A 26,630-nucleotide genomic window follows, 5' to 3' on the forward strand; every position below is an offset into this window, starting at 1 on the left:
TTCACAGACACCTTCGCACAGCCGCCGCGCTGCCAGCCATGGTTATTTAATTGCTTTATTTTCAATTTATTATATTGATGCTGCCCCGATAATCGTGAGCGCGGTCACGACAGCGGTCTACCGCGTTACGTGATAACTTGACCAGCGTGACGCTTTTCATGCATATAAACTGACCGGATTATCAAAATATTGACCGATTAGGCGGCCCGTTCGCTCCGTAGCGGTTTATGAATAAGGAAAGGGTATGGCGAATTCTTGTTGGCCCGCGTTGGTCTTTGCCGCTCAGCACGACGCCGCGGTGATTAGCCGGGCGTTGCGGCGCGGTCGTCTTCAGCGTCTGGCGAGGGGCATTTACAGCGGCGACATTCATACGCCCGCCGAAACCCTGACCAGGCGCTACCTGTGGGAGATAGTCGGGCATTTCTTCCCGCAAGGCGTAGTGGCGGGGCCATCGGCCATGCAGCCAGACCCGACGGCCTGCGCCGCGCTTTATGTGGTGCATCCGCGCCGCCGCCCGTTGCAGTTGCCCGGCGTGACGGTAACGCCCGTCTCCGGCGTTGGCCCGCAGCCGGAAGATTCGCCGCTCACGGCCCGGCTCTGGCTCGCTTCGCCGGGGCGTTGTCTGCTCGATTTTTTCAGCCAGCCAGAGGCGGAGCGCGATCTCGCCCGGCTGCACGCCTGGTGGCAAACAGGCGGGTTTGAGCGCGAAGCGCTGCTCGCCGGGCTTGCGAAGCAGGCGCAGGCGCTGAACCGGCCCGGCGCGCTGGCGCTGGCGCAGGCTTTTCTCGACCAGACCGCGCAACTGGCCATGCCGCAGGCTGCCTCGCCCGGCCTGCCGACGCTCAGCGTGCGCGCCCGGCTGCTGATGGAGTCGCTTATCATCGAGGGGAGCGCGACGCAGTCGGAGCTGATGACGCGGCTCGGCATGAGCAAAAGCACGGTGTCATCCGGCGTGCAGGAACTTCAGCGTCACGCCTTTATCACGGTCGTTGAAGGGGCCGGGCGCGGCGCCCAGCTTTATCAGCTCAGCCAACAAACGGGCTGGGTGCTGGGCGCGGATATCGGCAACAGCCAGGCGATGCTTATCGCCCGCAGCCTGGATGGACGGCAGCTGGCGCTGCGGCAGTTTGTTCATGCCGCTTCCGTTCAACTGGTTAAGGCCGCGGCCGACGCCATCGCCGCGTTGCGCCAGGAGCTTACGGCGTTCGGACCGCTGCTGGCGATAACCGTCGCGCTCTCTAAACCGGTTCGTCCCGATATTCAGCTTTCGGGGCGGGAGGGGCCTTCGCAGGCGGGGCTGTCGCCCGAGGCGATTCTGGCGCGTCTGGCGCTGCCTGCGGGGGTGGATATCATCGTTGAAAACAACGTTAACTGCGCCGTGGCGGCAGAGGTGCGGCTGGGAATGGCGAAAGGGCTAAAAGACGTGGTTTTTCTGCAAATCGGCGAGCGTATCGGCAGCGGCATTTACAGCGGCGGCATGCTGATACATGGCGCGCGGGGCGGGGCGGGCGAGATAGCCGATATCCCGTTTCCCTGGAGCGAGCAGGAGTCGCCGGGCGAACTGATGCTGGAGCGGCATCTGGCGAAGCAGGGTTTTCTCGACCGGCTGAACGCCCGCCGCGCGCCGTCGCTCCCGATGGTGCGCTCCATGGACGCGCTGCTGGAGCGGGCGACGGGCGGCGAGCCGATGGCGATGCAGGCGATAGCGCAGTATGGCGAGCAGATTGGCTTTCTCGCCTGCGGACTGGTGGCGGTTCTCGATCCGGCGATGATAGTCATGGGCGGCAGCGTGGGGGCGAACTGGCTTATCGTCGCCGCGGTGCGCAAAACCCTGGCCGCCTTTTCGCCGCATACCACGGTGGCCGCCACGCAGTTTGGCCCGCAGGCGACGGTGGAAGGGGCGGTGCAGCTGGCGCTGGAGGCCGCGCAGGTTAAGCTGCTGGGACGGGCGGTCCGCCGCCGCTGAACTGCGTCGGCCCGCAGCACTGCGCGCGATAGGCTACCCTTACTCCTTAACCACAGAGGAGAAAACGATGGCCGATTCAACACTTATCGATACGATTCAGTTTGGTCCTGAAGATGCGCCAACCCGCAAATATGAGATTTACGGCAGCGACGAAAAGACGCCGACTTATGCGCTTATCTATGAGCAAAACGGCGGCGACTGGCGCAAGCGTGACGAAACGCTGAGCTTCGCCGCGAAAGAGGAGCGGGAAGAGGCGGCCAGCACGATGGATTATGGCACCAGCGACAGCCTGCCTGAACTGCGCGACCTGAACGCCGAAGCCCGCGAACGCTGCGAACAGCACTGGCGAAACAGCAGCCAGCGCTGAGCAATAAGCCGGGAGGCGCTCCCGGCTTAGCCTGTTCGGGTGAATCATAATGCGGCGAGGCATTACCACGGCGTTGACGCCTGTTTCGTCCGCCTGCGCTTTTTCATCGCATCGCGAAATGCGAAGCCGATCGCTTCTCAACCGTAAAACGCTCGACTGGCTGGATGAATGGCTGTTTTATTAACGGTCTGCCAATAAGGGATAACGCGTTAAGGACAGATCGTGAAAACGTACCTTTTTTACTCAAGCGACATCACCGTAAACGTCTATGAAAAAGCGACATTAACGCCGGATGAAAAAAAGAGGTTAGCGGCGCAGGGGATGAGAAAACTGCCTTTTGAAACCAGCGCTGAAGATGAAGCGGAAGCGGTAGAAAAGATGCTCAACCACTTTCGGGAAAACACCGAAGCCCTGAAGGAATTCGCCAAAGATTACGCTATCGCGTCGGCGTTAGCGGGCCTTGTTTTTCTGGCGTAAATCATCACGTTTACCCACCCGGTCAGCAGGGGAGGAGGTGGCCCCCCGTGAGCCTTTCTCTGCCGATTTTCGTTTCGCCCGCCTTAACCGCGTCGCCTCCCGGGCCGCTGTTTGCAACTTGCAGATTGGTTAAAAAGAAAACAGTTCTTCTTGTTTCAAAATTGTGATCAAAACGACGACGCCTGCAAAAGTAATCGATTACTTTTAGCTTGCCGCTGTTTGTAATCGATTACTTTTCCTCTGTGAGGCTTATATGGTGACTGCAACGCAAGGTACGAAATCCGGGGCAATAACGCATCGCATGCTGGTCCCGCGGCTGTCGTTAATGATGTTTATTCAGTTCTTTATCTGGGGAAGCTGGTCCGTCACCCTGGGGCTGGTGATGTCGCAGCACAACATGTCGCTACTGATTGGCGACGCCTTCTCCGCCGGGCCTATCGCCTCGATTCTTTCCCCCTTTGTGCTGGGCATGCTGGTGGACCGCTTTTTCCCGTCGCAGAAAGTGCTGGCGGTCATGCATCTGGCGGGCGCGGTCATTTTGTGGTTTGTGCCGCAGGCCTTGATTGCGGAAAACGGCGCGCTGCTGATTGCGCTGCTGTTCGGCTACACGCTTTGCTATATGCCGACGCTGGCGCTCACCAATAACATCGCTTTCCATAGTCTTGCGAACAGCGAGAAGAGCTTTCCAGTGGTGCGCGTGTTCGGCACCATCGGCTGGATTGTGGCGGGCATATTTATCGGCTTTACCGGCATCGCCGCCAGCGTCTCTATCTTTACGCTCGCCGCCGTCTGTTCGGTTATCCTCGCCATCTATAGCCTGACGCTGCCGCACACGCCGGCGCCGGCGAAAGGGCTGCCGTTTAAAGTGCGCGATATGTTCTGCGCCGACGCCTTTGCGCTGCTGAAAGTGCGCCACTTTTTTATCTTCGGCCTCTGCGCCACGCTCATCTCCATACCGCTTGGCACCTATTACGCCTTTACCGCCTCCTGGCTTGCCGACGCGGGCGTGGAAAACGTCAGCACGCTGATGTCTTTCGGCCAGATGTCGGAAATCTTCTTCATGCTGGTTATCCCGCTGCTGTTCCGTCGCCTCGGGGTGAAGTACATGCTGCTGATTGGCATGTTCGCCTGGTTTGTACGCTACGCGTTGTTCGCTATGGGAATGGGCGATGAGACGCGCATGCTTATCCTGCTCGGCATTCTGCTGCACGGCGTCTGTTATGACTTTTTCTTCGTGGTGGGATTCATCTACACCGACCGCGTGGCGGGCGAGCAGGTGAAAGGCCAGGCGCAGAGCATGGTAGTGATGTTTACCTACGGCATCGGCATGCTGCTCGGCTCACAAATTTCCGGCGCGCTCTATAACAACCTGGTGGCGGGGCAGCCAACCGCTGAAAACTGGGCGCTGTTCTGGTGGATCCCGGCCATCGCCGCCGCCGCTATCGCCATTCTCTTCTTCTTTACCTTTAAGTACCGCGATTAACCCTTTTCAGGAGGTGGTTTTTGAAAACATTAAAAGGACCGGGGATTTTTCTGTCGCAGTTTATCGGCCCGCAGGCGCCGTTCAATACGCTGGAAGGGCTGGCGCAATGGGCGGCGGCGCTGGGTTATAACGCGCTGCAAATCCCCTGCAACCATCCGGCTATTTTTGACCTGAGCCAGGCGGCGGCAAGCCAGACCTATTGCGACGAGGTGGCGGGCATGCTTGCAGAGCACGGGCTTGTCATCAGCGAGCTGTCCACGCACCTGGAGGGCCAGCTGGTGGCGGTGCACCCGGCGCATGACGTCGCTTTTGATAACTTCGCGCCGCCCGCGGTGCGGGGAGACAGCGCAAGCCGCACGCAGTGGGCGACGCAGCGGGTCAGGGAAGCCGCCGCCGCATCGCAAAAGCTGGGACTGCGCGCGCACGCCACCTTCTCCGGCTCGCTGGCCTGGCCTTACGTTTATCCGTGGCCGCCGCACAACCCGCAGCTGCTGAGCGAAGCGTTTGCCGAGCTGGCCCGCCGCTGGCGGCCCATTCTCGACTGCTTTGACGAGCATGGCGTGGATCTCTGCTACGAAATCCACCCGGGGGAAGATCTGCATGACGGCGTCACGTTTGAGCGGTTTCTGGGCGCGGTAAACGACCACCCGCGCGCCAGCATCTTGTTTGACCCAAGCCACTTGCATTTGCAGCACATCGATTATGCGCAGTTTATCGATATCTACCACGCGCGAATCAAGGCGTTTCACGTCAAGGATGCGGAGTATCTGCCAAATGGCCGCAGCGGTGTCTATGGCGGCTACCAGCGCTGGATAGACAGGGCGGGCCGCTTCCGCTCGCCGGGCGACGGGCAGATCGATTTCAAGACCATTTTCAGCAAGCTGGCGCAGTATGACTACGACGGCTGGGCGGTGCTGGAGTGGGAGTGCTGCCTGAAAGACGCCGCCACCGGCGCGCGCGAAGGGGCGGAATTTATCCGCCAGCACATTATTCCGGTGGCGGATCGGGCGTTTGATGATTTCGCCGCCCAGCAGAGCGACGACGCGCTCGTGCGCGCCCAACTGGGGCTGGCTCAGGGAGGGGAGAAATGATAAACGTCGGTATCATCGGCACAGGGTTCATCGGCCCGGCGCACATTGAGGCGCTGCGCCGCCTCGGCAACGTCGCGGTGGTGGCCCTTTGTGATTCAAACCAGGCGAGCGCCGACGCGCACGCCCGGCAGCTTCACGTTCCCCATGCCTACAGCGATGTGGCCGCTTTTCTGCGACACCCTGACCTGCATGTGGTGCATAACTGCACGCCGAACCATCTGCACGCGGCGATAAACCGCCAGATTATCCAGGCCGGCAAGCATGTTTTTTCAGAAAAACCGCTTTGCATGACGCTGGAGGAGGCCCGGGCGCTGGTGCGTCTTGCAGAAGAGGCGGGCGTGGCGCATGGCGTGAGCTTCGTGTATCGCCAGTTCGCCATGGTGCAGCAGGCCGCAAGCATGGTGAGAAACGGCGAAACTGGCCGTCTTTTCGCCGTGCAAGGCAGCTACTTGCAGGACTGGATGCTGGAAGAGACAGACTACAACTGGCGAGTGGAGGCCGGGAAAGGCGGCGCTTCGCGCGCGGTCGCCGATATCGGTTCCCACTGGTGCGACACCGCGCAGTTCATTACCGGGCGTAAAATCGTTGAGGTGATGGCGGACCTCGCTATCGTCTGGCCAACCCGCAAGGCAAGCCTGCAGGGCGCGGCCACCTTCGGCGGGCAGCAGCAGGCGGCGCAGTATGACGAGAAACCCGTGACCACCGAAGATATGGGCTTCGTGCTGCTACGTTTTGAGGATGGCGCGAAAGGGAGCTTCAGCGTGTCGCAGGTGGCCGCCGGGCGTAAAAACCGCCTGAGCCTGGAGGTGAGCGGCAGCGCGGCGTCGCTTGCCTGGGACCAGGAGACGCCGCAGCAGATGTGGATAGGCCATCGCCGCCGCGCCAATCAGATCCTCTCAGACGATCCTTCCTTGCTTAACGGCGACGTAGCGGCGCGGGCGCGCTTTCCCGGCGGCCATATCGAAGGCTGGCCGGACGCGTTTCGCGCCATGATGGCGGCGTTTTATCAGGCGGTGGAAAAGGGACGCATGCCTGAACGGGGGGCGGTGGACTTCGCCACCTTCCACGACGGCGCGCAGGTGATGGCGGTCGTCGAGGCGATTTTGCAGAGCCACCAGCAGCAGCGCTGGGTTAAGGTGCAATACTGACGAGGCCCGGCGGCTCAGCGCGCCGGGCTAACTTCTTGCCGCACCGGAATTTATGGTAGCCTGCTTACTACCCGTTTTTCCCAGGAAGTGTTACCACCATGTCCATTCAAAAGATCGCCCGGCTGGCGGGGGTTTCGGTTGCTACGGTGTCACGCGTGCTGAACAACAGCGACACCGTAAAGGAAAAGAACCGCGAGAAAGTCCTGCAGGCGATCAAGGCCAGTAACTATCAACCGAATCTGTTAGCGCGACAGCTGCGCACCGCGCGCAGCTCAATGGTGCTGGTGCTGGTTTCAGACATTACCAACCCGTTTTGCGCTGAGCTGGTAAAAGGCATTGAGGAGCAGGCGGAGCAGCAGGGCTACCGTATTCTGCTGTGCAACTCCGGCTCCGATATCCGGCGCTCGCGCTCCAGCCTGCAACTGCTCTCGGGCAAAATTGTCGATGGCGTTATCACCATGGATGCGTTCACCACATTACCGGAACTCACCCAGCTGATTGGCGACACGCCCTGGGTGCAGTGCGCTGAATATGCGGACGCAGGGGATATCTCGTGCGTGGGCATTAACGACGTCGACGCGTCGCGCCAGCTGGTGCGTCACCTGGTGGAGAGCGGACGTCAGCGCATCGCGCTCATTAACCACGATCTCAGTTACAAATACGCCCAGCTGCGCCAGCAGGGTTACCAGCAGGAGCTGCGAAGCCGCCAGCTGGAGTGGCAGGCGATAACGTACGCCAGCGCGCTGAGCTTCAGCGCCGGCAAGCAGGCGATGGCAACGTTGCTGCAAGAAGAGACGCGCCCGGACGCGGTGTTTGCCATCTCCGACACGCTGGCGGCAGGGGCGATGTCCGCCATCCGCCAGGCGGGGCTGCGCGTGCCGCAGGATATCGCCGTGGCGGGCTTCGACGGCACGGAGCTTGCGGAAATGGTGTCGCCGCCGCTCACCACCATCGCGCAGCCTTCGCGCGATATCGGCCGCAAAGCCTTCAGCCTGTTGCAGCAAAAAATGGATAACCCGCATGCGCCGACCGAGCGGGTGATGATGGACTGGCGGCTCATCGTGCGCGCCAGCACCTGAAACCGTTTTATTTGCCCGAACGCCAGTCTCAGACTGGCTTTTTTATAGCCCTGATGATTAATGGACCGGCATTTCACCTCTTATAAAACATTTGCCCGCACAAATTGCTAACCCAATTTCAGAATTCCAATTTTAACTAATTTGTGATGGACGTATCATAGATACGTAAAATTTGTAAAATTTTTGTATTTTTTTCTTAGATCAGGGAGAAGTATGATTAACAAAATTTCCGGCGTAGTGATTGCCCTTGTTGGGCTCGCTCTGCTCTTTATGGGAGGCCAACTGCTGCTCGCAGGCGGCAGCCCCTTCTATGCACTGATGGCGGTCGGGCTGCTGGCGACCGCCTTTTTGCTGTTTAAAAACAAACGCAGCGCGTTAACGTTCTATGCCGTGCTGATGTGGATAACCCTTTTGTGGATTATCTGGGAAGTCGGTTTTGACAAGTGGCAGTGGATCCCTCGCGGCGACCTTTTCGGCGTTATCGGCCTGTGGCTGGCGCTGCCCTGGAGCGTGCGCGCGCTGACAAACCGCGAACGCCGCTTCCATCCTTTCCTGGGCGCCACCGTGGCGGTGATGATTGCGCTGGTGATTGGCCTGTGCTTCTACGACCCCGTTCCGCAGGAAGGCGCTATCACTAACCAACGCGCCGCCTCTGGCGCTGACGTCGCCGGCAACGACTGGACCGCCTATGGCGGCTCCACCAACGGCCTGCGTTTCTCGTCGCTCAGGCAAATCACCAACGAGAATGTGAAGGACCTTGAGGTCGCGTGGACTTACCACACCGGCGACCTGCGCAAAGGCGACGACGCCACCGAATACACCTTTGAAGCCACGCCGCTGAAAGTCAACGGCATGCTCTATTTCTGTACGCCGCATAACGAAGTACATGCGCTGGACCCGCAGACGGGCGCGGTGAAGTGGAAGCACGTGCCGCCGCAGGATCGCTCTTACCTGCAACAGCACCAAACCTGTCGCGGCGTAAGCTATTACGAAAGCGCGGCTGGCGCAGCGGCGCAAACCAGCGCTGAGCCGGCACTTTGCCGCAAGCGCATTTTCAACGCCACGACCGATGCGCAGCTGGTAGCGCTGGATGCCGACAGCGGCAAGCCGTGCGCCGGTTTCGGCAACAACGGCGTGGTTGACCTGCATGCCAATATGGGCGAGGTCCGCCCGCACGCGCTGATGCAGACCGCTGCGCCGCTGGTGGCGGGCAATCTGGTTATCGTCGGCGGCTCGGTGATGGATAACGGCTTTAATAGCGGCAACCCGTCTGGCGTTATCCGCGCGTACGACGCCGTGACCGGCCGTCTGGTCTGGAACTTCGACCCGGCTAACCCGCAGAATACCCAGCCGATTGCCGCAGATAAAACTTACCCGTACGACACGCCTGTCGCCTGGGGCACCCTGAGCGCCGACCTGAAAAACGGGCTGGTTTATGTGCCGTTCGGCAACGCCTCGCCGGATGAGCTGGGCATTGAGCGCGACGCTAACAGCAACACGGAAAAGTTCCGCGATGCGCTGGTGGCGCTGGATCTCAACACCGGCGCCTTCAAGTGGCGTTATCAAAGTTCCCGTCACGACCTGTGGGACCGCGATAACCCGTCGCAGCCTTCGCTGCTGGATATCGATTACCAGGGCAAAAAAGCGCCGGTTGTCGTGCTGCCGACCAAAACCGGCAACCTGTTTGTGCTTAACCGTCTGACTGGCGAACCGGTATACCCGGTCAATGAAGCGCCAGTTTCTACGCAAGGCGGCGTGCCGGGCGAGACGTTTGCTCCCACCCAGCCGGTCTCCAGCCTGAACTTTATTCCGCAGCCGCTGACTGAAAAATCGATGTGGGGCATCACGCCGTTTGACCAGATGGCCTGCCGTCTCGATTTCAAAAAGCTGCGCTATGACGGCAATCCATGGACGCCAGCCACCGAGCAGGGGGCTATCATCTTCCCGGGCAACATCGGCGTCTTCAACTGGGGTTCGGTCGCCATCGACCCGGAGCGTCAGCTGCTTATCGCCTCGCCGGTGCGTCTGGCTTACAAATACACGCTGATTAAACGCACCCCGGAAACCGCGACCGCGCGTAAGTTCACCCAGGACGGCCAGCCGTACTGGAACGAAAACTTCCAGGGCGATTACGCTATCCATATTCAGCAACTGGCCTCAAGCCTCGGCATTCCGTGCATCGCGCCGCCCTGGGGCCGCCTGGTCGGGGTTGACCTGAAAACCGGTAAAACCGAGTGGCTGCGCCGCGTCGGCACAACCAAAAACCTCAACACCACCTTCCTGCCGGGCCGCTTCCCGATTGGCTTCCCAATGGGGATGGTGGCGCACGGCGGGCCGCTGGTGACCGCAGGCGACGTGGTGTTCCACGGCGCGACGGCGGATAACTTCTTGCGCGCTTACGACAGCCGCACCGGCACGCTGCTGTGGCAAACCGAGCTGGACGCCGGCGCGCAGGCCACGCCGTCAACCTATATGGGCAAAGACGGTAAGCAGTATGTGGTGATTGCCGCTGGCGGCCATGGCTCGCTTGGCACCAAAGCGGGCGACAGCGTGGTGGCTTTCCGCCTGAAATAACGTTTTCGTTTGCGACAAAGGCGCCTGCGTGGCGCCTTTTTTATTCAGCCGAAGCGGTTGATTTTTTTGCTGTTTTCCCGCTTTCAGTCACACATTTACAACTCTTTTGCCGCGGGCTTAACCAAAACCGGGTTCCCGATAATCATCGCCAGATGGTTGCGCTAATGTATTAACAAAGTAAATAAAATGTGAATTCACAGCGCTGACTCCGTTGAGGAAACTGCCCGTCCGGGGAGAGTCTGTGGTGTAACCCAGGCCCGCTGCTGTCCCGCCGTTCCTTTCCCCGTCGCTCTCGTTTGCCATGGACACCTGCAGGCCCGGCGCCTGCGCACGTTGCACTGCGTTCCGCTTACTTGAGGAGAAGAAAAATGAGCTACCGCACGATCCTGATGGCATCGGCAGCGATAATGATGTCCGCGACGGGGAGCGCCCGGGCGGCGGAGTCCGCCACGGTCGCCTTTTTGATGCCCGATCAGGCCTCCACCCGCTACGAGCAGCATGACTATCCGGGCTTTAAAGCGGAAATGGCGAAGCTTTGCCCCGACTGTAAAGTCATCTATCAGAACGCCAACGCCAGCGCCTCTTTGCAACAGCAGCAGTTCAACTCGGTGATTGCGCAGGGGGCGAAGGTGGTGGTGCTGGATCCGGTTGACTCGTCGGCGGCGGCGGGGCTGATGGAAATCGCCCATTCACAGGATGTCAAAGTGATTGCCTATGACCGCCCCATCCCGGACAGACCCGCGGATTTCTACGTCTCTTTCGACAATGAAGGGATAGGCTACGCCATCTCTGAATCGCTGGTCGTGCATCTTAAAGCCTCAGGCGTCCCGCAGGGCGCGGGCGTATTGCAGATAAACGGCTCGCCCACCGATGCCGCCGCCGGGCTGATTCGCAACGGCATCCATCGCGGGCTTAAAGAATCGGGCTACAAAACCCTGGCCGAGTATGACACGCCAGACTGGGCGCCGCCCAAAGCGCAGGAGTGGACCGCCGGGCAGATAACGCGCTTCGGCGATCAGATTAAAGGCGTTGTCGCCGCCAACGACGGCACCGGCGGCGGGGCCATCGCCGCCTTTAAAGCCGCGGGCGTCACGCCGCTGCCGCCAGTGACGGGCAATGACGCCACTATCGCGGCGCTGCAGTTAATTATTGCAGGCGACCAGTACAACACCATTTCCAAACCCTCCGAGATTGTGGCCGCCGCCGCCGCCAATGCGGCGATGGCGCTGGTGGAGGGGAAATCGCCTAAAGCCACCACCACGCTCTACAACACGCCTTCGCAGCTGTTTACCCCGGCGGTGGTGACGAAAGAAAACATCAAAGCGGAAATCTTCGATAAGAAGATCCAGACCCCTGCCCAGGTCTGTACCGGCGAGTATGCAGAGGATTGCAAAGCGTTAGGCATTCAGTAAGTCACGGGCGACAGGCCCGGGGAAAAGGCCGGGTCTGCCGCCATCCATGTCAGGGGGCGTTATGGTGAATGAAGGCAAGGCGTCCGGTCATGGGCGACCGATACTGAAGCTCAGCGGCGTTTCAAAAAACTTCGGCGCCGTATCGGCCCTGACGGATATCGATCTGGAAATTTACGCCGGCGAAGTGGTGGCGCTGGTGGGCGATAACGGCGCCGGCAAATCGACGCTGGTTAAAATCCTGGCTGGCGTGCATCAGCCGACGTCGGGCAGGGTGGAGTTTGAAGGGCAGGAGGTGAATCTCGACAGCCCGGGCAAAGCGCTGGAGTACGGCATCGCCACGGTGTTTCAGGATCTGGCGCTGTGCGAAAACCTGGATGTGGTCGCCAATCTGTTTTTAGGCCATGAGCTTTCCGCCTGGCAACTGGATGAAGTGGCGATGGAGGTGCGCGCCTGGACGCTATTGCAGGAGCTGGCGGCCCGTATTCCTTCCGTGCGCGAGCCTGTCGCCTCGCTCTCCGGCGGCCAGCGGCAGACGGTCGCCATCGCCCGGTCGTTGTTGTTGGATCCGAAAATCGTGATGCTCGATGAACCTACCGCCGCGCTGGGGGTCGCCCAGACCGCCGAAGTGCTCAACCTGATAGAGCGCATCCGCGCCCGCGGGTTGGGGGTGATTATTATCAGCCATAACATGGAGGACGTACGGGCGGTGGCGGACCGCATCGTGGTGCTGCGCCTGGGGCGCAACACCGGCATCTTTACGCCAGAAGCGTCGAACCAGGAGCTGGTGGCGGCCATTACCGGCGCCACGGAAAACGCCGTATCGCGCCGGGTGGAGAGAAAATCGGCCCCCCATCCCGCCGGAAGGGAGGTTAGCCCATGACGACGCCTGCCAAAAAAACGCCTGCCCCAAACCCGCGCGCCGCGCTCGACCGCAGCGATGAACGGTTGCGCCATAAGGAGGGTCTTACCGCCGTTCTCTATACCTTTATCGACCGGATTAAAAGCGGCGACCTTGGGATGATCCCGGTGGTGCTGGGGTTGATTCTTATCTCGGCGGCGTTCAGCCTGCTTAACCCGGTTTACCTGGCGCCTAATAATCTGGTGAATATGCTGTTTGACTGCGCCACCGTCGGGTTTATCTCGCTTGGCATCGTGTGCGTGTTGATGCTTGGCGAAATCGACCTTTCCGTCGGTTCGATGAGCGGCCTGGCTTCCGCCATTATCGGGGTGCTGTGGGTCAACCACGGGTGGCCCGTTGCGGGGGCTATTGTGGCGGCGCTGATAACCGGGGCGCTGGTAGGCCTGGTTTACGCCCAGCTCTATACCCGCCTCGGCATGCCAAGCTTTGTCGCGACGCTTGCCGGGCTGCTGGCCCTGCTGGGGATGCAGCTTTATATTCTGGGGCCGTCCGGCAGTATTAACTTGCCCTATGTTTCGCCGCTGGTGCGCTTTGGTCAGGTGATGGTGATGCCCGATGCGCTCGCCTACCTGGCGGCCCTGATCCCAGGGGCGGTGATGATAGCGCAGGGGCTGAAAACCCGCGCCCGACGCGAGCAGGTCAACCTCTCTTCGGAGCCGATGAGCGCGCTGCTGATTCGCGCCATTGTGCTGACGGCCATTTTTGAATTCGCCGTGTTTTACCTCAACCTGGGGCGCGGCGTGCCCTGGATTTTCGGCCTGTTCGTGGTGTTTGCGGCGCTGCTTAACTACGCCCTTAAGCGCACCAAATGGGGACGTTCGATGTTCGCTATCGGCGGCAACCGCGAGGCGGCGCGTCGTTCGGGCATCAACGTGCGCGCCATTTACATTAGCGCGTTTATGCTCTGCACCACCTTTGCCACCGCAGGCGGAATTCTGGCCGCCGCCCGGCTCGCCTCCGCCAGCCAGCAGGCGGGGACGGGCGACGTGAACCTTAACGCCATCGCGGCGGCGGTGATTGGCGGCACCAGCCTGTTCGGCGGGCGGGGCAGCGCCTGGTCCGCGCTACTGGGGATTATCGTCATTCAGTCTATCTCTAACGGCCTGACGCTGCTGAACCTGCCGTCTTCCCTGCGCTACATGATTACGGGCGGCGTGCTCGCTATCGCCGTTATCGTCGATTCCCTCGCCCGGCGCACGCGCGTCTCGCACGGCCGCGCCTGAGCTTTTACAGGAGAAACCCATGCTTGATCCCTTTGAGAATAAAGTTGTCGCCATCACCGGCGCCGCGTCAGGCATTGGCCTTGAGTGCGCCCGCACCTTTCTCGCCGCAGGCGCAAAGGTGGTGCTGATTGACCGGGCGCGCGACAGGCTGGAGCAACTCACCCGCGAGATGGGCGACGGGGCGTTTGCGCTGGTTATCGACCTGCTGAAGCCGCAGGAGGTTTCCGGCATGTTGCAGGGCATCCTTGATGCGGCAGGAGGGCTGGATATTTTCCACGCCAATGCCGGCGCCTACGTGGGTGGGCCGATTGAAGCGGGCAACCCGGACGACTGGGACCGCATGCTCAACCTGAATATCAATGCGGCGTTTCGTTCCGTGCACGCGGTGCTGCCGCATATGATCGCGCAAAAATCGGGCGACATTATCTTCACCAGCTCGATAGCGGGCGTCGTGCCGGTTATCTGGGAGCCGATTTATACAGCTTCTAAATTTGCCGTTCAGGCGTTTGTTCACACCACGCGTCGACAGGTCGCGAAGTATGGCATACGCGTGGGGGCGGTGCTGCCCGGCCCGGTAGTGACCGCGCTGCTGGATGACTGGCCGAAAGAGAAAATGGAAGAGGCGCTGGCGAACGGCAGCCTGATGCAGCCGAAAGAGGTGGCGGAGGCTATCTTGTTTATGGTGACCCGACCGCGAAACGTCACGGTGCGCGATCTGGTCATTCTGCCTAACAGCGTGGATCTATAAAGTGACACCGTAACCCATTGGCCGGACGACAACGGAGCAAAGATGAATAACGAAGCGCAGAACAGGGGCAACGCCGACGAAAACATTCTTATTGGCGTAGATGTCGGCACCGCCAGCGCGCGCGCCGGGGTGTTCGACGCCGAAGGCGAGATGCTGGCGACGGCGAAACGGGATATTTCCCTGTTTTATGGCGATGGACAGGCGGTTGAGCAGTCGAGCCGGGACATCTGGCAGGCGGTTTGCGATGCGGTAAAAGAGGCGCTCGGGCTTGCTGGCGTAAAGCCCGGCCAGGTTGCCGGCATTGGGTTTGATGCGACCTGTTCGCTGGTGGTGCTGGGTGAAGGGGGCGCGCCGCTGGCGGTGGGCGACAGCAATGACCCGGATCGCAATATCATCGTCTGGATGGATCATCGCGCCACTGAGCAGGCGGAGCGGATTACTGCGCTGAAACACCCGGTGCTGCGCTATGTGGGCGGCATTATTTCGCCGGAAATGGAAACCCCTAAGCTCCTCTGGCTGAAAGAGCACCGTCGGGCAACGTATGACAACGCGTGGCAGTTTTTTGACCTGGCTGATTTTCTTACCTGGCGGGCGACGGGCGACCTTGCCCGTTCCAGCTGCACCGTCACCTGCAAGTGGACTTATCTCAGTCATGAGCAACGCTGGGACGAAAGCTATTTCCGCCAGGTTGGTCTTGAGGAGCTGGCTGACGAAGGGTTCAGCCGCATCGGCCAGCATATTGTCGAACCCGGAACGCGCTGCGCAAACGGCCTGACCGAAGAGGCCGCTGTCCAGCTTGGGCTGCTGCCCGGCACGCCCGTCGCCGCCGGCATTATCGATGCGCATGCGGGCGGCATCGGGACGGCGGGCGTAAAAGGCGGCCCCGCCGGGAACCTGGCCTATGTGTTTGGCACCTCTTCCTGCACGATGACTTCAACCCGCGAACCGGTCTTTATTCCCGGCATCTGGGGACCGTACTATTCCGCCATGGTGCCGGGCATGTGGCTGAACGAAGGGGGGCAGAGCGCGGCGGGGGCGGCCATCGACAGGCTGTTGTCGCTGCATCCGGCAGCGCGCGACGCCCAGGCGCAGGCAAATCAGCTCGGCGTCCCGCTGCCGGTCTGGCTGGCGGACCGCGTGCTCGAAAATGCCGGTTCGGCGTCCGGGGCGGTGGACTGCACGAAGGGGATCCACGTCGTGCCGGAGTTTCTTGGCAACCGTTCGCCTTTTGCCGACCCGCATGCCCGGGCGGTGATTGCTGGCCTCGGGATGGAAAACGAAACGGAAAGCCTGCTGTCGCTCTACGTCGCCGGCATTTGCAGTATTGGCTACGGGCTGCGCCAGATTATGGATGTTCAGCAGCAGGCGGGCGTGGATACCCAGGCTATTGTGATAAGCGGCGGCGCCGGTCAACATCCCCTTATCCGGCAACTGCTGGCCGACACGACCGGACGGACGGTTATCGCCACCAAAGCCCGCGAGCCGGTGCTGCTCGGCTCGGCTATTCTGGCTGCGGTCGCAGGCGGCGTGGTTGAATCGGTTAGCGACGGGATGAGCCGCCTTTGCGCCGTTGCCGGGGAATATTCGCCCGCGGTGGCCTGCAGCGAGCGTCACCAGCGACGCTACGCGAGTTTTCTGCGGCTTCAGGAGGCCGCACGCGGGCTTGACGGCTAGGCTTCAGGCCCTGCCATTAGCAGAAAGGGGACCTTTTCGCGCCAGACGGGCTTAACCCGGCATAATGCGATGGCCTTCATCACTGCTTACACCTTCAACGAGCCTGCCGTCATGCAACCCAGCATGGCCGCATTGTCAGTGCGGGTAATGCGCCAGCAGAGCATCAGGACGCGGATCGAAGCCACATTTCCATAAAGGGTGGCGTATTCCTTTCTATACCTGCCGTTTCACCTGAGGTATTTTTGGCAGGTTCGTTTTTTTGTTACGAAGGCGTGCGCACCGTAATTGATGTGGAGTGTAATGATGAAGTTTCCCGGTCTTCCTGAAAATGAAGAGGAGCGGCTGCAATCGCTCTACATGATGGATCTGCTGGATACCCGGGACGATGAGCGTTTCGAACGCTTAACCCGGCTGGCGAAAAAACTTTTTCAGGTGCCGATCGCGCTCATTAGTTTGCTTGACCGCGACAGGCAGTGGCTGTTGGCCTGCCAGGGGCTTAACGAGCGAGAAACGTCGCGAAACGTCTCTTTTTGCGGGCATGCTATTTTGCAGAAAGGTCCGTTTATCGTTAACGATGCGCGCCAGGATGAGCGTTTTTACGACAACCCGCTGGTGACCGGCGAACCCTATATTCGCTTTTACGCAGGCTACCCGGTGCATCTGCCGGATGGCGCTATAGTGGGAACGATTTGCCTGGTTGACTCAACGCCTCGCGCATTCAGTCAGGAGGATATCGCCTCTTTGCAGGACCTGGCGTTCATTGTGGAGGATGAGTTTCAGGTCATCAGCATGGCGATGACCGACAGCCTGACCGGTATTCCTAACCGCCGCGGCTTTTACCGCCGCGCAGAAAAACGCTTTCACGCCCTGCGAAATCACGGCGCTTCCTTCAGCCTGCTCTTTTTTGACCTGGATAAGTTCAAGCCGATTAACGACCTGTGGGGCCATGCGGAGGGCGACCAGGTGCTGAAGATTTTCGCGACGCATCTGCAACAGCATCTTGGCCCGACAGATGTCGTGGGGCGACTCGGCGGCGATGAGTTCGCCGTCCTGCTGGCAAGCCATAGCGACGCCCGGCGCTTTCTGGCTTCACTTCACGAAAGCCTGGAGGCGCATAACCAGCGCGCCGGCAAGCCCTATAACATCAACTACTCTTACGGCATTCTCGACAGCGACGCCGCAAAATATCACTCGTTGCACGAGATGGTAAAAGAGAGCGACAGCGTGATGTATTCCCAGAAGCGCAGGAAACAGCTTGAGCAGCGCCGGTAATCCCATAACGCCCCTTTTGACCGCGCAAGCCGTGCGCGGGTTATCCGGGAGGCGGCGCTAGCGCTGCGCCGCCTCGTCAGAGAGCAGCATAATCATCTTCAGCGTGCGGTTGCTGGCGAGCTGCCAGCTGACCTGGCGGTAAGAAACCAGGCCCTGCTGCACATGCCGGAAGAGGCGCTCGCCCCCTTCGCGCGTAATCACCTGCTGACGCTGCCAGAACGCCTGAAACGGCGCGCTCTCCTGGGTCATCTGGCGCACAAAGCGGTTAAGCGTTTCATCATGCGGGTAGTGCATGGCGTCGGCCCGCAGCTCCGCCACGATGCGGCTGGCGCGCGTCTCCCAGTCCATCACCAGTTGCTTCGCCAGCGGATGCAGAAACATAAACCGCATCATATTCGGCCCGGCGTCGTTATCGAGCCAGCCGCTGAACAACGCTTGCGCCTGCGGGTTCCACGCCAGCATGTTCCAGGTTAAATCCAGCAGATAGCAGGGCTCGCTCACCCGATTCACCGCCGCCAGCACCGCCTCCTCAACCACCGGCACCGCCTCTTCGAGCGGGTCGTTTTGCAGCGCGAGGCGAAAAAGATAGTTTCTTTCCGCCGGTTTCATCTTCAGCGCCGCCGCAATATTCGAAAGCGTCTGCGCAGAAACAGAGATTTCTCTGCCTTGCTCAATCCACGTATACCAGGTGGTGCTGATGCCGCTGAGCTGCGCCGCCTCTTCGCGCCGCAGGCCGCGCGTGCGTCGCCTTGCCGTCACGGGCAACCCGAGCATGTCGGGCGAGGTGTTTTCCCGCTGGGTGCGTAAAAACGCGCCCAACGCTTTCGGGCCGGAAAGCGGGGTGGTTTCCATGCGTGGTACTCCCTGATACCAGTATAAGTAGCAATATTGTACCCGTATAAAGCGCGCAGTATAGTCATTTCACAGAGCGTTTTTCCCCACCATAAGGCGATAAAAATGACAGCAAAAACACACGAAGCATTAGTCGGCGCACAGTTTGGCGGCCAGGCGCAGGCCTACCTGCAAAGCAGCGTGCATGCGCAGGGTAAAGACTTAGAGCGGCTGGCCGTCTGGCTCAGCGATAAGCCGGACGCCGTGGTGCTGGATATCGGCTGTGGGGCAGGGCACGCCAGCTTTGCCGCCGCGCAAAAAGCGGCGCATGTCACCGCTTACGATCTGTCAGAGAGCATGCTGGCCGTGGTGCGGCAGGCGGCGCTGGAGCGGGGGTTAAATAATATTGCCACCCGCCAGGGCCAGGCGGAGGCGTTGCCTTTCCCGGCGGCGAGTTTCGACGTGGTGATAAGCCGCTATTCCGCCCACCACTGGCACGACGTTGGCATGGCGCTGCGCGAGGTAAAGCGGGTGCTGAAGCCGGGCGGCGAGTTTATTTTGATGGACATCGCGTCCCCCGGCCAGCCGGTGCGCGACGTCTGGTTACAGACGGTGGAGATGCTGCGCGACCCTTCGCATGTGCATAACTATTCCCAGGGAGAGTGGCTGCGGCTGGTCAACGAGAGCGGCATGACGGTGCAGGAGATGGTGGCGGGCCGCCAGGCGCTGGAATTCGGCGCCTGGGTTGAGCGAATGAAAACGCCCGCCGCGCTGGTGGAGGCGATTCGCCTGCTGCAGCAAACCGTTTCCGATGACGTCAAAACGTACTTCGCTATACAGGATGATGGTTCTTTTACGCCGGATACCATTATGTTCCGGGCGCGGTAGACGGGCCTTATCCCTTTGAAAGCCAGTCCCGGACTGGCTTTTGCGTTATTGAGCGGGCCTGATGACCGGAATATGCGGCGCGGCGTCGGCAGGCAGGTGCCCCGTCAGGCGCGGGTCTGCCTGCACCTCCACCTGCACCGCGTAAGGACGAAAGCCGGAGCGGATATAAAAGCCCAGCGCCGAAGGGTGGTCGAACGTGCAGGTGTGCACCCAGAAGCGCTTAATGGGTCGCGACCACGCAAGGTCGATGGCCTGATTCATGATGGCCCGGCCAAAGCCTTTGCCGGTCGTATTCGGCGTCAGCCCCAGAAACGCCAGTTCGCACGCGTCCGGCTCGCTGAAATCAAGCTCCAGAATGCCGATATCCTCGTCTTTTTCTTTAATCACATACACATCCACGCTTTCGCGGTTCAGGATGGCGCGAAGCTTCTCATCTTCCATCAGAATGCGTGAGTACCATAACCAGGCGGAGCCAACCTGGCGAAACAGAGCCCGGTAAGCCTCAAGCTCCGGGTTGCGCAGCTTTACCAGCGTGACCCCCGCGGGCAGCGGGGCGGTTGTTGTTTCCGGCTTGCTCAGCATTTCGAGGCTGGTCACCACGCTTGCGACGTGGCCGGGCGCGACACGGGAATACCCAACGGGCAGAGTGCTGTCTGAATGCGTCATACGCGTTTCCTTTTATAGCGTTTTGCAGGTGGCGATGCTTATTTAGCGCGCTGATAAAACCTACTGTCCCGCTGCCGTTATGGCTAGCTGTTTTTGCGCCCTTTTTTAAATACAGAACAATGAGATGCCCCTCGCTTATTTTGCCGGATAGCTAGCTGATAAGGCTTCGCAGCACGCGCTTTAACCAGTCTGTGGCCTCACTTTTGCCGCTGCGCTGATGCGAGTAGATTTTCACCTCAAAAGGCGGCACGGGGAAGGGCAGGGCAAACAGCGTGATACCGGCCGCTGGCGCCAGCCGGGCGGCGGCGAAGCGGGGCATCGCCATCAACAGATCGCTTTGCGCGACAATAAACGGCGCGCTCAGCATAGAGGGCGTTTTCAGGGTGACCTGCCGCGTATAGCCCATGCGCTCCAGCTGTAAATCCAGAATGCCCTGGCTTTCATTCCACGGGGTGACCACCAGATGGCGGGCCGCCAGATAGTCATCCAGCGTTATGCGCGTACGGCGGGCGTGACTGATGACCACATACTCATCCTCAAACCAGTCAATCGCGTCCAGTTCAGGCGGCGTGACGTCGTCAGGCGCGCTAAAACCCAGCGCCAGGTCTACTTCGCCGGCGAGCAGTTCGTTCAGCGCCGGGCTGTGCGGCAAATAGCGCAGCTCAAAGCGCACGCCAGGCGCGCTGCGCTCAAGCTCGCTTATCAGGGCGGGGAAGATGCAGAACGCCGTGTAGTCCGTTATGGCAATCTGGAAGCAATGGCGGCTGGTGGAGGGATCAAAGGCGGGGCGGGGCGAAAGCTGCTGATTCAGCGCGCCCAGCGCTGCGGCTATCGACGGCGCCAGCTCGCAGGCATAAACACTGGGGCACATGTTGTGCCCCTCACGGTAAAACAGCGGGTCGTTAAAAAAGGCGCGCAGTCTTGATAAGGCATGGCTGAGCGCCGACGTGCTCATAAAGAGTTCATCCGCGGCGCGTTTCACCGAGCGGTGGCGAAACACCGCATCAAACACAGGCAGCAGGTTGAGATCGAGTTTTCGGAGCGCCGGATGCATAACATTCATCTTTTGTTGAGATAGTTGCACTTCATGCAGGGCACAATAGCGCTTATGCTTGTCAGCCTCAATTCAGGAAAGACAGGAAAAGCCATGAGTATCAGCATCCGTGAAGCGCGCCCCGCCGACGCAGAAGTGATTTACAACATGATTTACGAACTGGCGGTTTACGAAAAAGCGCCGCAAGAGGTGGTGACCAGCCCGCAGGAGATCCGCGAGACGCTGTTTGGCGCGCAGAGTAAAACGGAAGCGCTGATCTGCGAAGCGGATGGCGTGACGATAGGCTATGCCGTCTTCTTTACCAGCTATTCCACCTGGCTTGGCCGTAACGGCATTTATCTGGAAGATCTCTATGTCTCGCCTGACGCCCGCGGCCAGGGGGCGGGCAAAGCGCTAATCAAGCACATCGCCCGTCTGGCGGTACAGCGCAAGTGCGGTCGACTGGAGTGGAGCGTGCTCGACTGGAACCAGCCGGCGATTGATTTTTATCTCAGCATCGGCGCGCTGCCCCAGAGCGAATGGGTGCGCTACCGCCTGGATGGCGAAGCGTTGCTTAATTTCGCAGAGCGTTAAACGCGCAATGCCACTGAGGATTTAAATCCAGCGTCGTTGAGTGGCGATAATAACGCAGGCCTGCCGCGGGCAGGCCTGTTTAATGGCATCATTCAGGCGTAAAAATCCTTCACAGCGGGAATAAACAGACCCGGCTGCATATACGCCTCGATGTAATAAAGAATAAAGCCTCTTTTAACGTCGTAAGAAAATTAATTGACGGCTTTATGGGTTTCCTGATTTACGCTGTATTTCTCTTTAAACCAGAGTTCGACCTCTTCCAGACTTTTTCCTTTTGTTTCCGGCACGTAAAAACTGAATAAGGTGAACGCTACACAGATAGCAGAGAATATCCAGAAGGTTTGCGAGACGCCCAGGCCATTTAACATCGGTAAAGAGAGCAGGGCGATAACCAGGTTGGTCGCAAAGATAATAAAAATGGAAAGGCTGGTGACTTTTGCGCGCGCTCTTAGCGGCGATATTTCCGAGATCATTAAAAAGCCAAGCATCCCGGGGCTAATGGCGTACATCACAATATAAAAAAGCAGGGAAGCCAGCGCGAGCCAGTTGCTGCCCGGGAACGCCGGGACGGAGAACAGCACCGCCAGAATAACCAGGCTGAGGGTTAACCCAATGGCGCCTGCTATCAAAAGCGGACGGCGACCTACTTTGTCGACAATCAGCATGCCCACGACGGTGAAAATGACGTTAGCAATGCCTAAACCGATGGTGCCCATCCAGGATACCGAGGAGGTAAAGCCGCTGGATTGCAGGATTTGCGGGGCGAAATAGATAACCAGGTTGATGCCGCAGGCGTTGGAAAAGAAAGCGACCAGAACGCCGATAATTATCATTGGCCGCACGTGGCCGCGCAATAAATCGCGCCAGCGCAGAGTATCCTGCTCAATGATTTCCAGGCGTTCAATTTCCTGCATTTCCGCCTCAACGCTCGCGGTTCCTCTGAGCTTCTTAAGCGTCGCGAACGCGTCGTCGCGACGTTTAACGGCAATCAGCCAGCGGGGAGACTCCGTCACAAACATGACGCCCACCGCCAGCATGACGCCGAAAACGCCGGCTACGCCTACCGGAAACCGCCAGCCGCCGCTGCTTTCCGCACCGGCGTTAACGCCGTAGGCCAGCACAATTCCTACCGTAATCATCAGCTGAAAAGAGGTGACCAGAACGCCGCGGATTTTAGCTGGCGACAACTCGGCGATATAGACCGGGACGAGAACCGACGAGGCCCCTACGCCAATGCCCTGCAGGATGCGGGCCACGGTGAGCGCTTCAATGCTGTGGCTGAAGCCGGAACCCGCCGCGCCGATGGCGAAAAAGAGGCCGGAAATAAACAGCACCAGCTTTCGGCCATATTTATCGGCAAGCGGCCCGGCGGCGAGCGCGCCAATCATCGCACCTAATAACGAGGTGCTGACAATTACGCCCTGCATCAGATCGTTTATTTGAAACTCTTTGCCGATATAGACAATCGCCCCGCCAATAATCCCGGTGTCATAGCCAAATATAATGCCGCCGACCGAAGAAATAATGACGGAGAGTATGATAAAAATGCTGGTCTTTATTTTTACAGGCTTGCTCAACGCGTGTTTATTTTGTGAATGCACCATGATATTCACCTGCCATAAGTAAGAAAGTTGTTTTAGTTCAAAGACGGAATAACCGTCGCGCCCAGCGCGCCAGCAACGTCTCCTAATTCAGACGGTACGATCAATGTATTAATGGCATAGGCTTCCGAGCGGGTTAACGCTTGTTCAAGCCCCGTTTTAAACAGCGGGTAATAATGGGCGGCGCTGCCGCTCAGGATAGTCAGGTCGGGTCCATATAGCGTTAATAAGGTAACCAGGCCCCGGCCCAGATAATTCCCGTAGCGGTGAAACAGCGCCGCTACCTCGTCGCGCTGCGCCGCCATCTCGCGATAAAAATTCAGATCCTGCTTTTCAAAAGCGATGCCCGGCAGCAGGCGCTCGAGGTTCTGCTGAAGCCAGCTTCGCGACGCCAGCGTTTCCCAGCAGCCGTGCAACCCGCAGTAACAGGGCGCAGGGTTGCCGGAAATCGGGATATGTCCCGCTTCCGGATGCGCGCCGTTACTGGTGCGAAACGGCTTGCCGTTTTCCAGCAGCGCGACGCCGATGCCCGTGCCAAGCGTTACCATCAGCAAGCGTTTACTGTTGATGCCCGCACCGAAGTGATATTCGCCAAGCACGGCGGCAACCGCGTCGTTATCAATGCTGACCTTGACCTGCAGGTGGTTGCGAAGCGCTTCCACAAGCGGGAAAAAGGAGAAGCATTCAAGCGTATCTTTATTGGTAATGACGCCGGCGTCGGTATCGACGGGACCGCTGGCGCCGATGCCGAGGCTGACAAGCGTCATGCCGGGCGGAACCAGCTCAAGCACGTGTGATGCCAGCGCCCCCGCGCGCTGGCTTTGTTCGATGTTGCTGAACAGGACAGTAGGAACCGTCCGTGTGCTTATCGTTCCCTCTTCACCGCGAATGATGATGCGGGTGCCCGTGCCCCCGAGATCGATACCCGCCGTTACCGTTGATGTTGAAGGGTTCATACCGCCACCGTAATTTTTTGCCCATAGAGGAAATGCCCCGGAATAAAGCCGTTCTTTCTCGCAAGCTCCACCGTCAGATGTTCAATGTAGATAAACCCGCACAGCAGCTGGCCCAGCTCGTCGCCCTCCGGCACGGGCAAGAGTCGCGAACCGGCATAAGGCGCCGACCCGATGGTCACCACCTGGGTGCCGTTCGCCAGCATTTCAGCGGCGAGTTTTTCCAGCGTTTCATCGCCCGGTTTGCCAAGCAATACCGCCAGCATGCCTTCGCCGGAGGTTTCCAGCGGGCCATGGCGGAACTCGCCGCCAATAAACCCTTCGGCGCTGACTTTCGACGCCTCTTTGGTGATGAGCGCCCCGGTCAGCGCGTTGGCGGCAAACGATCCTGTGCCGATGTACGCAATGCGGGGGCGGGGGGCCGTGAAGAGTTGCTCTGCCATATCAACCACGGACTCGCTTTCGCCCACCAGCGACTGCACAGCGGCAAGCACCTGTGTTGTCGCGGCGCAGGCCTGCGCGTCGTCGTTCCCCAGCAGGACGGCGAGCGCCCGGTGACAGGCAATCAGGGTATTGAGATAGCTTTTGGAACTGACGGTCGCCTCATCGCCGCTCTCCAGCGTCACGAGGATATCCGCCTTTTTGGCCAGCACGCTTTCCCGATCGTTCGTTAAGCCAATCAACGTGCGCGGACGGTTGCCCTGCGCCAGCAACGCGACCACTTCGCCGCTCATCCCGGACTGGGAGGTCGCCCAGAGCAGGGTGTTTTCGGTGATAAGCCCGGGCATATCCAGCAACCGGCCGGCGTCAATCCGCCAGACCGGATAGCCGCGGTTGGCCAGCGCGCGCTCAACCGGGATCAGCGCGTAGTCAGACGATCCCATGCCGGTCAGGATTATCCGGTCGTAACTGGCAAGCTGCACATCATGCAGCGCCTGCGGCAGCGGGTTAGCGAGCTGCGCGTTGATGGCTTGCGGCTGCATGGCGATATCATTTTCATAGGGCGTAGACATGGAAACCTCTTCAATAACGTTAACAGAACCGTTACACCCTATATGCACGATATCGTGCAAGTCAATGCACGATATCGATTATGTGATAGGGTTAACTTATTACTGATTTGTGAGGCAACTCGGTAAAAGCGCGGGCGCAAGGGCTACCCGGCTGAATAATGTGGTAAAATCGACTGCACTTAACTGTGCAAGGGAGGGAGTAATGCAGGCAAAAGAGCGACGGGAGAAGATCCTTTCCCTGCTGAGTGCGACGGGCTATCTGAATGCCAACCAGCTGGCGGAAGCCTTTGCTGTGGACAGCTCAACGATCCGCCGGGATTTAATTCATCTGGAAAAAACGCAGCGAATTATCAGGACGCATGGCGGCGTGCTGCCCGTTCTCTTATCGGAAGAGCAGGATACGCCTTACAGCATCCGTAAACATCGTCATCATGAGCAGAAGGTGGCCATCGGTAAATATGCCGCTTCGCTTATTGCGGATGGGGAGTCGGTGATTCTGGATAACGGCTCAACGGTCTATGAACTGGCCGAACAGCTCACCAGCAAAAAGAACCTGACGGTCATCACCAACGATTTGAACATTGCGATGCTGTTAAGCCAGTATCCGGCCATTAACCTGAACGTCACCGGTGGCGCGGTCGTTGGCAATTCCTATACCCTGGTGGGCCCGGACACCACGCGAAAATTCGGCGAGGTTTACGCCGACTGGGCCTTTCTTGGCGCCGAAGGGGTGCATCCCGAAGCGGGCATCACTAACGTCAATGCCATTGAGCTGCCAACAAAAATGGCCATTCTTAAGGCGGCCAAAACGCGGGTGGTGCTGGCGGATTCATCGAAAATCGGCTATCGCGCGCTTTCGCACGTTTGCGGCATTGATGACATCGATATGATTATCACCGACAAAAAGAAAAGCGAGAAAACGACGGGCGCTTACGGCGATAAATTACGCTCCGTTGAGGTCTGAGGGCCGCGGCGGGCAAACAGCGCCGTCTGACGATTCCTCGCCTCCCGTTTGGCCCTTTCAGGTCGCCCTTGCCCGAACGCCCCGGCATGCTAACGCGCGCGCACCGGGTTTTGCAGCGTCTGAATAACCGTTGTCACCACGCCGATTATCTCTACGTTCGCATTTTCATGCAGCGGGATCGGGGCGTAGGCGGGGTTTTCCGGCCACAGGCGAGGGCGGGGCCAGAGTTGCAGCCGCTTGACGGTAAAACCGTCATCCAGACGGGCGACCACAATATCCCCATGGCGCGGCTGCAGGCTGAAATCCACCAGCAGCAGCGAGCCTTCAACTATCGCGGCGTCGCGCATGGAGTCTCCCGTAACCCGCAGCACATAGGTGGCGGAAGGATGCGGGACCAGCTGGCGCACCAGGTCAATCGCGCCATCCAGATAATCCTGCGCCGGGCTGGGAAAGCCGGCGGAAATCCGTTCTAAGTAAAACGGCAAATCAAGTGAAGCGGAGGCGTCAATCTTATACCAATCCATATTAACGGCCTGATTATTTATACTGTATGTATAACCAGTATAATTGGCTCACCGCGATTAGCAATGGCTGCCGCTTCGCTTTAGTCAGCCGATAAAACTAACCGTTTGAAATGAAAAGCAAAAAGTCGCC

At 59.4% G+C, this 26,630-nt stretch carries 24 protein-coding genes; 17 read left to right on the forward strand and 7 right to left on the reverse strand.

The genetic code is table 11. The annotated features are described in order from the left end of the window. Positions 1–244 precede the first annotated feature (244 nt). The 14 genes from ACU4F7_RS10385 to ACU4F7_RS10450 all read left to right on the forward strand — a co-directional run bounded on the left by ACU4F7_RS10385 (position 245) and on the right by ACU4F7_RS10450 (position 17,433). Positions 245–1,966 (forward strand): ROK family protein, encoded by a 1,722-nt coding sequence (locus ACU4F7_RS10385; protein WP_481638602.1) that lies wholly within the window; start codon positions 245–247, stop codon positions 1,964–1,966. A gap of 67 nt (positions 1,967–2,033) precedes the next feature. Next, entirely contained in the window at positions 2,034–2,333 is a 300-nt protein-coding gene (locus ACU4F7_RS10390) for a hypothetical protein (protein ID WP_029592836.1), read from the forward strand. 222 nt (positions 2,334–2,555) lie between these two features. Next, positions 2,556–2,810, forward strand: coding sequence for a hypothetical protein (locus ACU4F7_RS10395; protein WP_481638603.1), 255 nt, complete (start codon positions 2,556–2,558; stop codon positions 2,808–2,810). 253 nt (positions 2,811–3,063) lie between these two features. Further along, entirely contained in the window at positions 3,064–4,293 is a 1,230-nt protein-coding gene (locus ACU4F7_RS10400; protein WP_481638604.1) for an MFS transporter, read from the forward strand. A 20-nt stretch (positions 4,294–4,313) separates the two neighbouring features. Beyond that, on the forward strand, positions 4,314–5,384 hold the full coding sequence (locus ACU4F7_RS10405; protein WP_481638605.1) for a sugar phosphate isomerase/epimerase family protein: 1,071 nt from the start codon (positions 4,314–4,316) through the stop codon (positions 5,382–5,384). Then, complete coding sequence (locus tag ACU4F7_RS10410; RefSeq protein ID WP_481638606.1) at positions 5,381–6,532, forward strand: Gfo/Idh/MocA family protein; 1,152 nt, start codon at positions 5,381–5,383, stop codon at positions 6,530–6,532. Before ACU4F7_RS10405 ends, ACU4F7_RS10410 begins: the two co-directional genes overlap by 4 nt. 98 nt (positions 6,533–6,630) lie before the next feature. Continuing rightward, positions 6,631–7,611: a LacI family DNA-binding transcriptional regulator gene (locus ACU4F7_RS10415; RefSeq protein ID WP_481638607.1), complete on the forward strand. Its 981-nt coding sequence runs from the start codon at positions 6,631–6,633 to the stop codon at positions 7,609–7,611. A 213-nt stretch (positions 7,612–7,824) separates the two neighbouring features. Continuing rightward, positions 7,825–10,185 (forward strand): membrane-bound PQQ-dependent dehydrogenase, glucose/quinate/shikimate family, encoded by a 2,361-nt coding sequence (locus ACU4F7_RS10420; RefSeq protein ID WP_481638608.1) that lies wholly within the window; start codon positions 7,825–7,827, stop codon positions 10,183–10,185. Between the two features lie 368 nt (positions 10,186–10,553). Next, entirely contained in the window at positions 10,554–11,597 is a 1,044-nt protein-coding gene (locus tag ACU4F7_RS10425; protein ID WP_029592843.1) for an ABC transporter substrate-binding protein, read from the forward strand. A gap of 61 nt (positions 11,598–11,658) precedes the next feature. Then, positions 11,659–12,477 carry an ATP-binding cassette domain-containing protein gene (locus tag ACU4F7_RS10430; RefSeq protein ID WP_024560993.1) on the forward strand — a complete coding sequence of 273 codons (819 nt, stop codon included), beginning with the start codon at positions 11,659–11,661 and terminating at the stop codon, positions 12,475–12,477. Continuing rightward, on the forward strand, positions 12,474–13,739 hold the full coding sequence (locus tag ACU4F7_RS10435) for a sugar ABC transporter permease (protein WP_029592844.1): 1,266 nt from the start codon (positions 12,474–12,476) through the stop codon (positions 13,737–13,739). The genes ACU4F7_RS10430 and ACU4F7_RS10435 overlap by 4 nt, the downstream gene beginning before the upstream one ends. 19 nt (positions 13,740–13,758) lie before the next feature. Then, the gene (locus ACU4F7_RS10440; protein ID WP_029592845.1) at positions 13,759–14,487 is read left to right on the forward strand and encodes an SDR family oxidoreductase; all 729 of its coding nucleotides are present in this window, start codon (positions 13,759–13,761) and stop codon (positions 14,485–14,487) included. Between the two features lie 42 nt (positions 14,488–14,529). Beyond that, positions 14,530–16,161 carry an FGGY-family carbohydrate kinase gene (locus ACU4F7_RS10445; protein WP_481638609.1) on the forward strand — a complete coding sequence of 544 codons (1,632 nt, stop codon included), beginning with the start codon at positions 14,530–14,532 and terminating at the stop codon, positions 16,159–16,161. 303 nt (positions 16,162–16,464) lie between these two features. After that, a complete protein-coding gene (locus ACU4F7_RS10450; protein WP_481638721.1) occupies positions 16,465–17,433 on the forward strand; it encodes a sensor domain-containing diguanylate cyclase in 969 nt (322 codons plus the stop codon). Between the two features lie 57 nt (positions 17,434–17,490). Here ACU4F7_RS10450 and ACU4F7_RS10455 read toward each other — a convergent pair whose 3' ends face one another. After that, positions 17,491–18,285 carry a helix-turn-helix transcriptional regulator gene (locus ACU4F7_RS10455; protein ID WP_481638610.1) on the reverse strand — a complete coding sequence of 265 codons (795 nt, stop codon included), beginning with the start codon at positions 18,283–18,285 and terminating at the stop codon, positions 17,491–17,493. 105 nt (positions 18,286–18,390) lie between these two features. On the opposite strand from ACU4F7_RS10455, the gene ACU4F7_RS10460 reads away from it, so the two are divergent. Beyond that, positions 18,391–19,152 carry a class I SAM-dependent methyltransferase gene (locus ACU4F7_RS10460; RefSeq protein WP_481638611.1) on the forward strand — a complete coding sequence of 254 codons (762 nt, stop codon included), beginning with the start codon at positions 18,391–18,393 and terminating at the stop codon, positions 19,150–19,152. A 45-nt stretch (positions 19,153–19,197) separates the two neighbouring features. Here the strand turns inward: ACU4F7_RS10460 and ACU4F7_RS10465 are convergent, their stop codons facing one another. Both ACU4F7_RS10465 and ACU4F7_RS10470 read right to left on the reverse strand, forming a co-directional pair. Beyond that, entirely contained in the window at positions 19,198–19,818 is a 621-nt protein-coding gene (locus ACU4F7_RS10465) for a GNAT family N-acetyltransferase (RefSeq protein WP_029592850.1), read from the reverse strand. A 151-nt stretch (positions 19,819–19,969) separates the two neighbouring features. Further along, entirely contained in the window at positions 19,970–20,881 is a 912-nt protein-coding gene (locus ACU4F7_RS10470; protein WP_481638612.1) for a LysR family transcriptional regulator, read from the reverse strand. Positions 20,882–20,965: 84 nt separating this feature from the next. On the opposite strand from ACU4F7_RS10470, the gene ACU4F7_RS10475 reads away from it, so the two are divergent. Further along, positions 20,966–21,445, forward strand: coding sequence for a GNAT family N-acetyltransferase (locus tag ACU4F7_RS10475; protein WP_024555443.1), 480 nt, complete (start codon positions 20,966–20,968; stop codon positions 21,443–21,445). Positions 21,446–21,636: 191 nt separating this feature from the next. Here the strand turns inward: ACU4F7_RS10475 and ACU4F7_RS10480 are convergent, their stop codons facing one another. From ACU4F7_RS10480 to ACU4F7_RS10490, 3 genes are read right to left on the reverse strand one after another with little or no spacing between them, the layout of a single operon-like run. Continuing rightward, positions 21,637–23,049 carry a sugar porter family MFS transporter gene (locus tag ACU4F7_RS10480; protein ID WP_481638613.1) on the reverse strand — a complete coding sequence of 471 codons (1,413 nt, stop codon included), beginning with the start codon at positions 23,047–23,049 and terminating at the stop codon, positions 21,637–21,639. A gap of 32 nt (positions 23,050–23,081) precedes the next feature. Further along, entirely contained in the window at positions 23,082–24,002 is a 921-nt protein-coding gene (locus ACU4F7_RS10485) for an ROK family protein (RefSeq protein ID WP_481638614.1), read from the reverse strand. Next, entirely contained in the window at positions 23,999–25,012 is a 1,014-nt protein-coding gene (locus ACU4F7_RS10490; RefSeq protein ID WP_481638615.1) for an SIS domain-containing protein, read from the reverse strand. Before ACU4F7_RS10490 ends, ACU4F7_RS10485 begins: the two co-directional genes overlap by 4 nt. 202 nt (positions 25,013–25,214) lie before the next feature. Here ACU4F7_RS10490 and ACU4F7_RS10495 point away from each other — a divergent pair, with 202 nt between their 5' ends. Continuing rightward, positions 25,215–25,976 carry a DeoR/GlpR family DNA-binding transcription regulator gene (locus ACU4F7_RS10495; protein WP_029592856.1) on the forward strand — a complete coding sequence of 254 codons (762 nt, stop codon included), beginning with the start codon at positions 25,215–25,217 and terminating at the stop codon, positions 25,974–25,976. A gap of 89 nt (positions 25,977–26,065) precedes the next feature. On the opposite strand, the gene umuD is transcribed toward ACU4F7_RS10495, so the two are convergent. Further along, positions 26,066–26,500: a translesion error-prone DNA polymerase V autoproteolytic subunit gene (gene umuD, locus ACU4F7_RS10500; RefSeq protein ID WP_024555448.1), complete on the reverse strand. Its 435-nt coding sequence runs from the start codon at positions 26,498–26,500 to the stop codon at positions 26,066–26,068. Positions 26,501–26,630 lie beyond the last annotated feature (130 nt).

Source organism: Franconibacter pulveris (genome assembly GCF_056780215.1).

Bases quoted from the DNA above. Each gene is read 5' to 3' on its own strand.
- ACU4F7_RS10425 (WP_029592843.1), top strand. From the start codon at position 10,554: ATGAGCTACCGCACGATCCTGATGGCATCGGCAGCGATAATGATGTCC.
- ACU4F7_RS10480 (WP_481638613.1), bottom strand. From the start codon at position 23,049: ATGGTGCATTCACAAAATAAACACGCGTTGAGCAAGCCTGTAAAAATA.
- ACU4F7_RS10410 (WP_481638606.1), top strand. From the start codon at position 5,381: ATGATAAACGTCGGTATCATCGGCACAGGGTTCATCGGCCCGGCGCAC.
- ACU4F7_RS10470 (WP_481638612.1), bottom strand. From the start codon at position 20,881: ATGAATGTTATGCATCCGGCGCTCCGAAAACTCGATCTCAACCTGCTG.
- ACU4F7_RS10430 (WP_024560993.1), top strand. From the start codon at position 11,659: ATGGTGAATGAAGGCAAGGCGTCCGGTCATGGGCGACCGATACTGAAG.
- ACU4F7_RS10455 (WP_481638610.1), bottom strand. From the start codon at position 18,285: ATGGAAACCACCCCGCTTTCCGGCCCGAAAGCGTTGGGCGCGTTTTTA.
- ACU4F7_RS10420 (WP_481638608.1), top strand. From the start codon at position 7,825: ATGATTAACAAAATTTCCGGCGTAGTGATTGCCCTTGTTGGGCTCGCT.
- ACU4F7_RS10490 (WP_481638615.1), bottom strand. From the start codon at position 25,012: ATGTCTACGCCCTATGAAAATGATATCGCCATGCAGCCGCAAGCCATC.
- ACU4F7_RS10440 (WP_029592845.1), top strand. From the start codon at position 13,759: ATGCTTGATCCCTTTGAGAATAAAGTTGTCGCCATCACCGGCGCCGCG.
- ACU4F7_RS10415 (WP_481638607.1), top strand. From the start codon at position 6,631: ATGTCCATTCAAAAGATCGCCCGGCTGGCGGGGGTTTCGGTTGCTACG.
- ACU4F7_RS10385 (WP_481638602.1), top strand. From the start codon at position 245: ATGGCGAATTCTTGTTGGCCCGCGTTGGTCTTTGCCGCTCAGCACGAC.
- ACU4F7_RS10435 (WP_029592844.1), top strand. From the start codon at position 12,474: ATGACGACGCCTGCCAAAAAAACGCCTGCCCCAAACCCGCGCGCCGCG.
- ACU4F7_RS10485 (WP_481638614.1), bottom strand. From the start codon at position 24,002: ATGAACCCTTCAACATCAACGGTAACGGCGGGTATCGATCTCGGGGGC.
- ACU4F7_RS10460 (WP_481638611.1), top strand. From the start codon at position 18,391: ATGACAGCAAAAACACACGAAGCATTAGTCGGCGCACAGTTTGGCGGC.
- ACU4F7_RS10400 (WP_481638604.1), top strand. From the start codon at position 3,064: ATGGTGACTGCAACGCAAGGTACGAAATCCGGGGCAATAACGCATCGC.
- ACU4F7_RS10445 (WP_481638609.1), top strand. From the start codon at position 14,530: ATGAATAACGAAGCGCAGAACAGGGGCAACGCCGACGAAAACATTCTT.
- umuD (WP_024555448.1), bottom strand. From the start codon at position 26,500: ATGGATTGGTATAAGATTGACGCCTCCGCTTCACTTGATTTGCCGTTT.
- ACU4F7_RS10475 (WP_024555443.1), top strand. From the start codon at position 20,966: ATGAGTATCAGCATCCGTGAAGCGCGCCCCGCCGACGCAGAAGTGATT.
- ACU4F7_RS10450 (WP_481638721.1), top strand. From the start codon at position 16,465: ATGAAGTTTCCCGGTCTTCCTGAAAATGAAGAGGAGCGGCTGCAATCG.
- ACU4F7_RS10390 (WP_029592836.1), top strand. From the start codon at position 2,034: ATGGCCGATTCAACACTTATCGATACGATTCAGTTTGGTCCTGAAGAT.
- ACU4F7_RS10495 (WP_029592856.1), top strand. From the start codon at position 25,215: ATGCAGGCAAAAGAGCGACGGGAGAAGATCCTTTCCCTGCTGAGTGCG.
- ACU4F7_RS10465 (WP_029592850.1), bottom strand. From the start codon at position 19,818: ATGACGCATTCAGACAGCACTCTGCCCGTTGGGTATTCCCGTGTCGCG.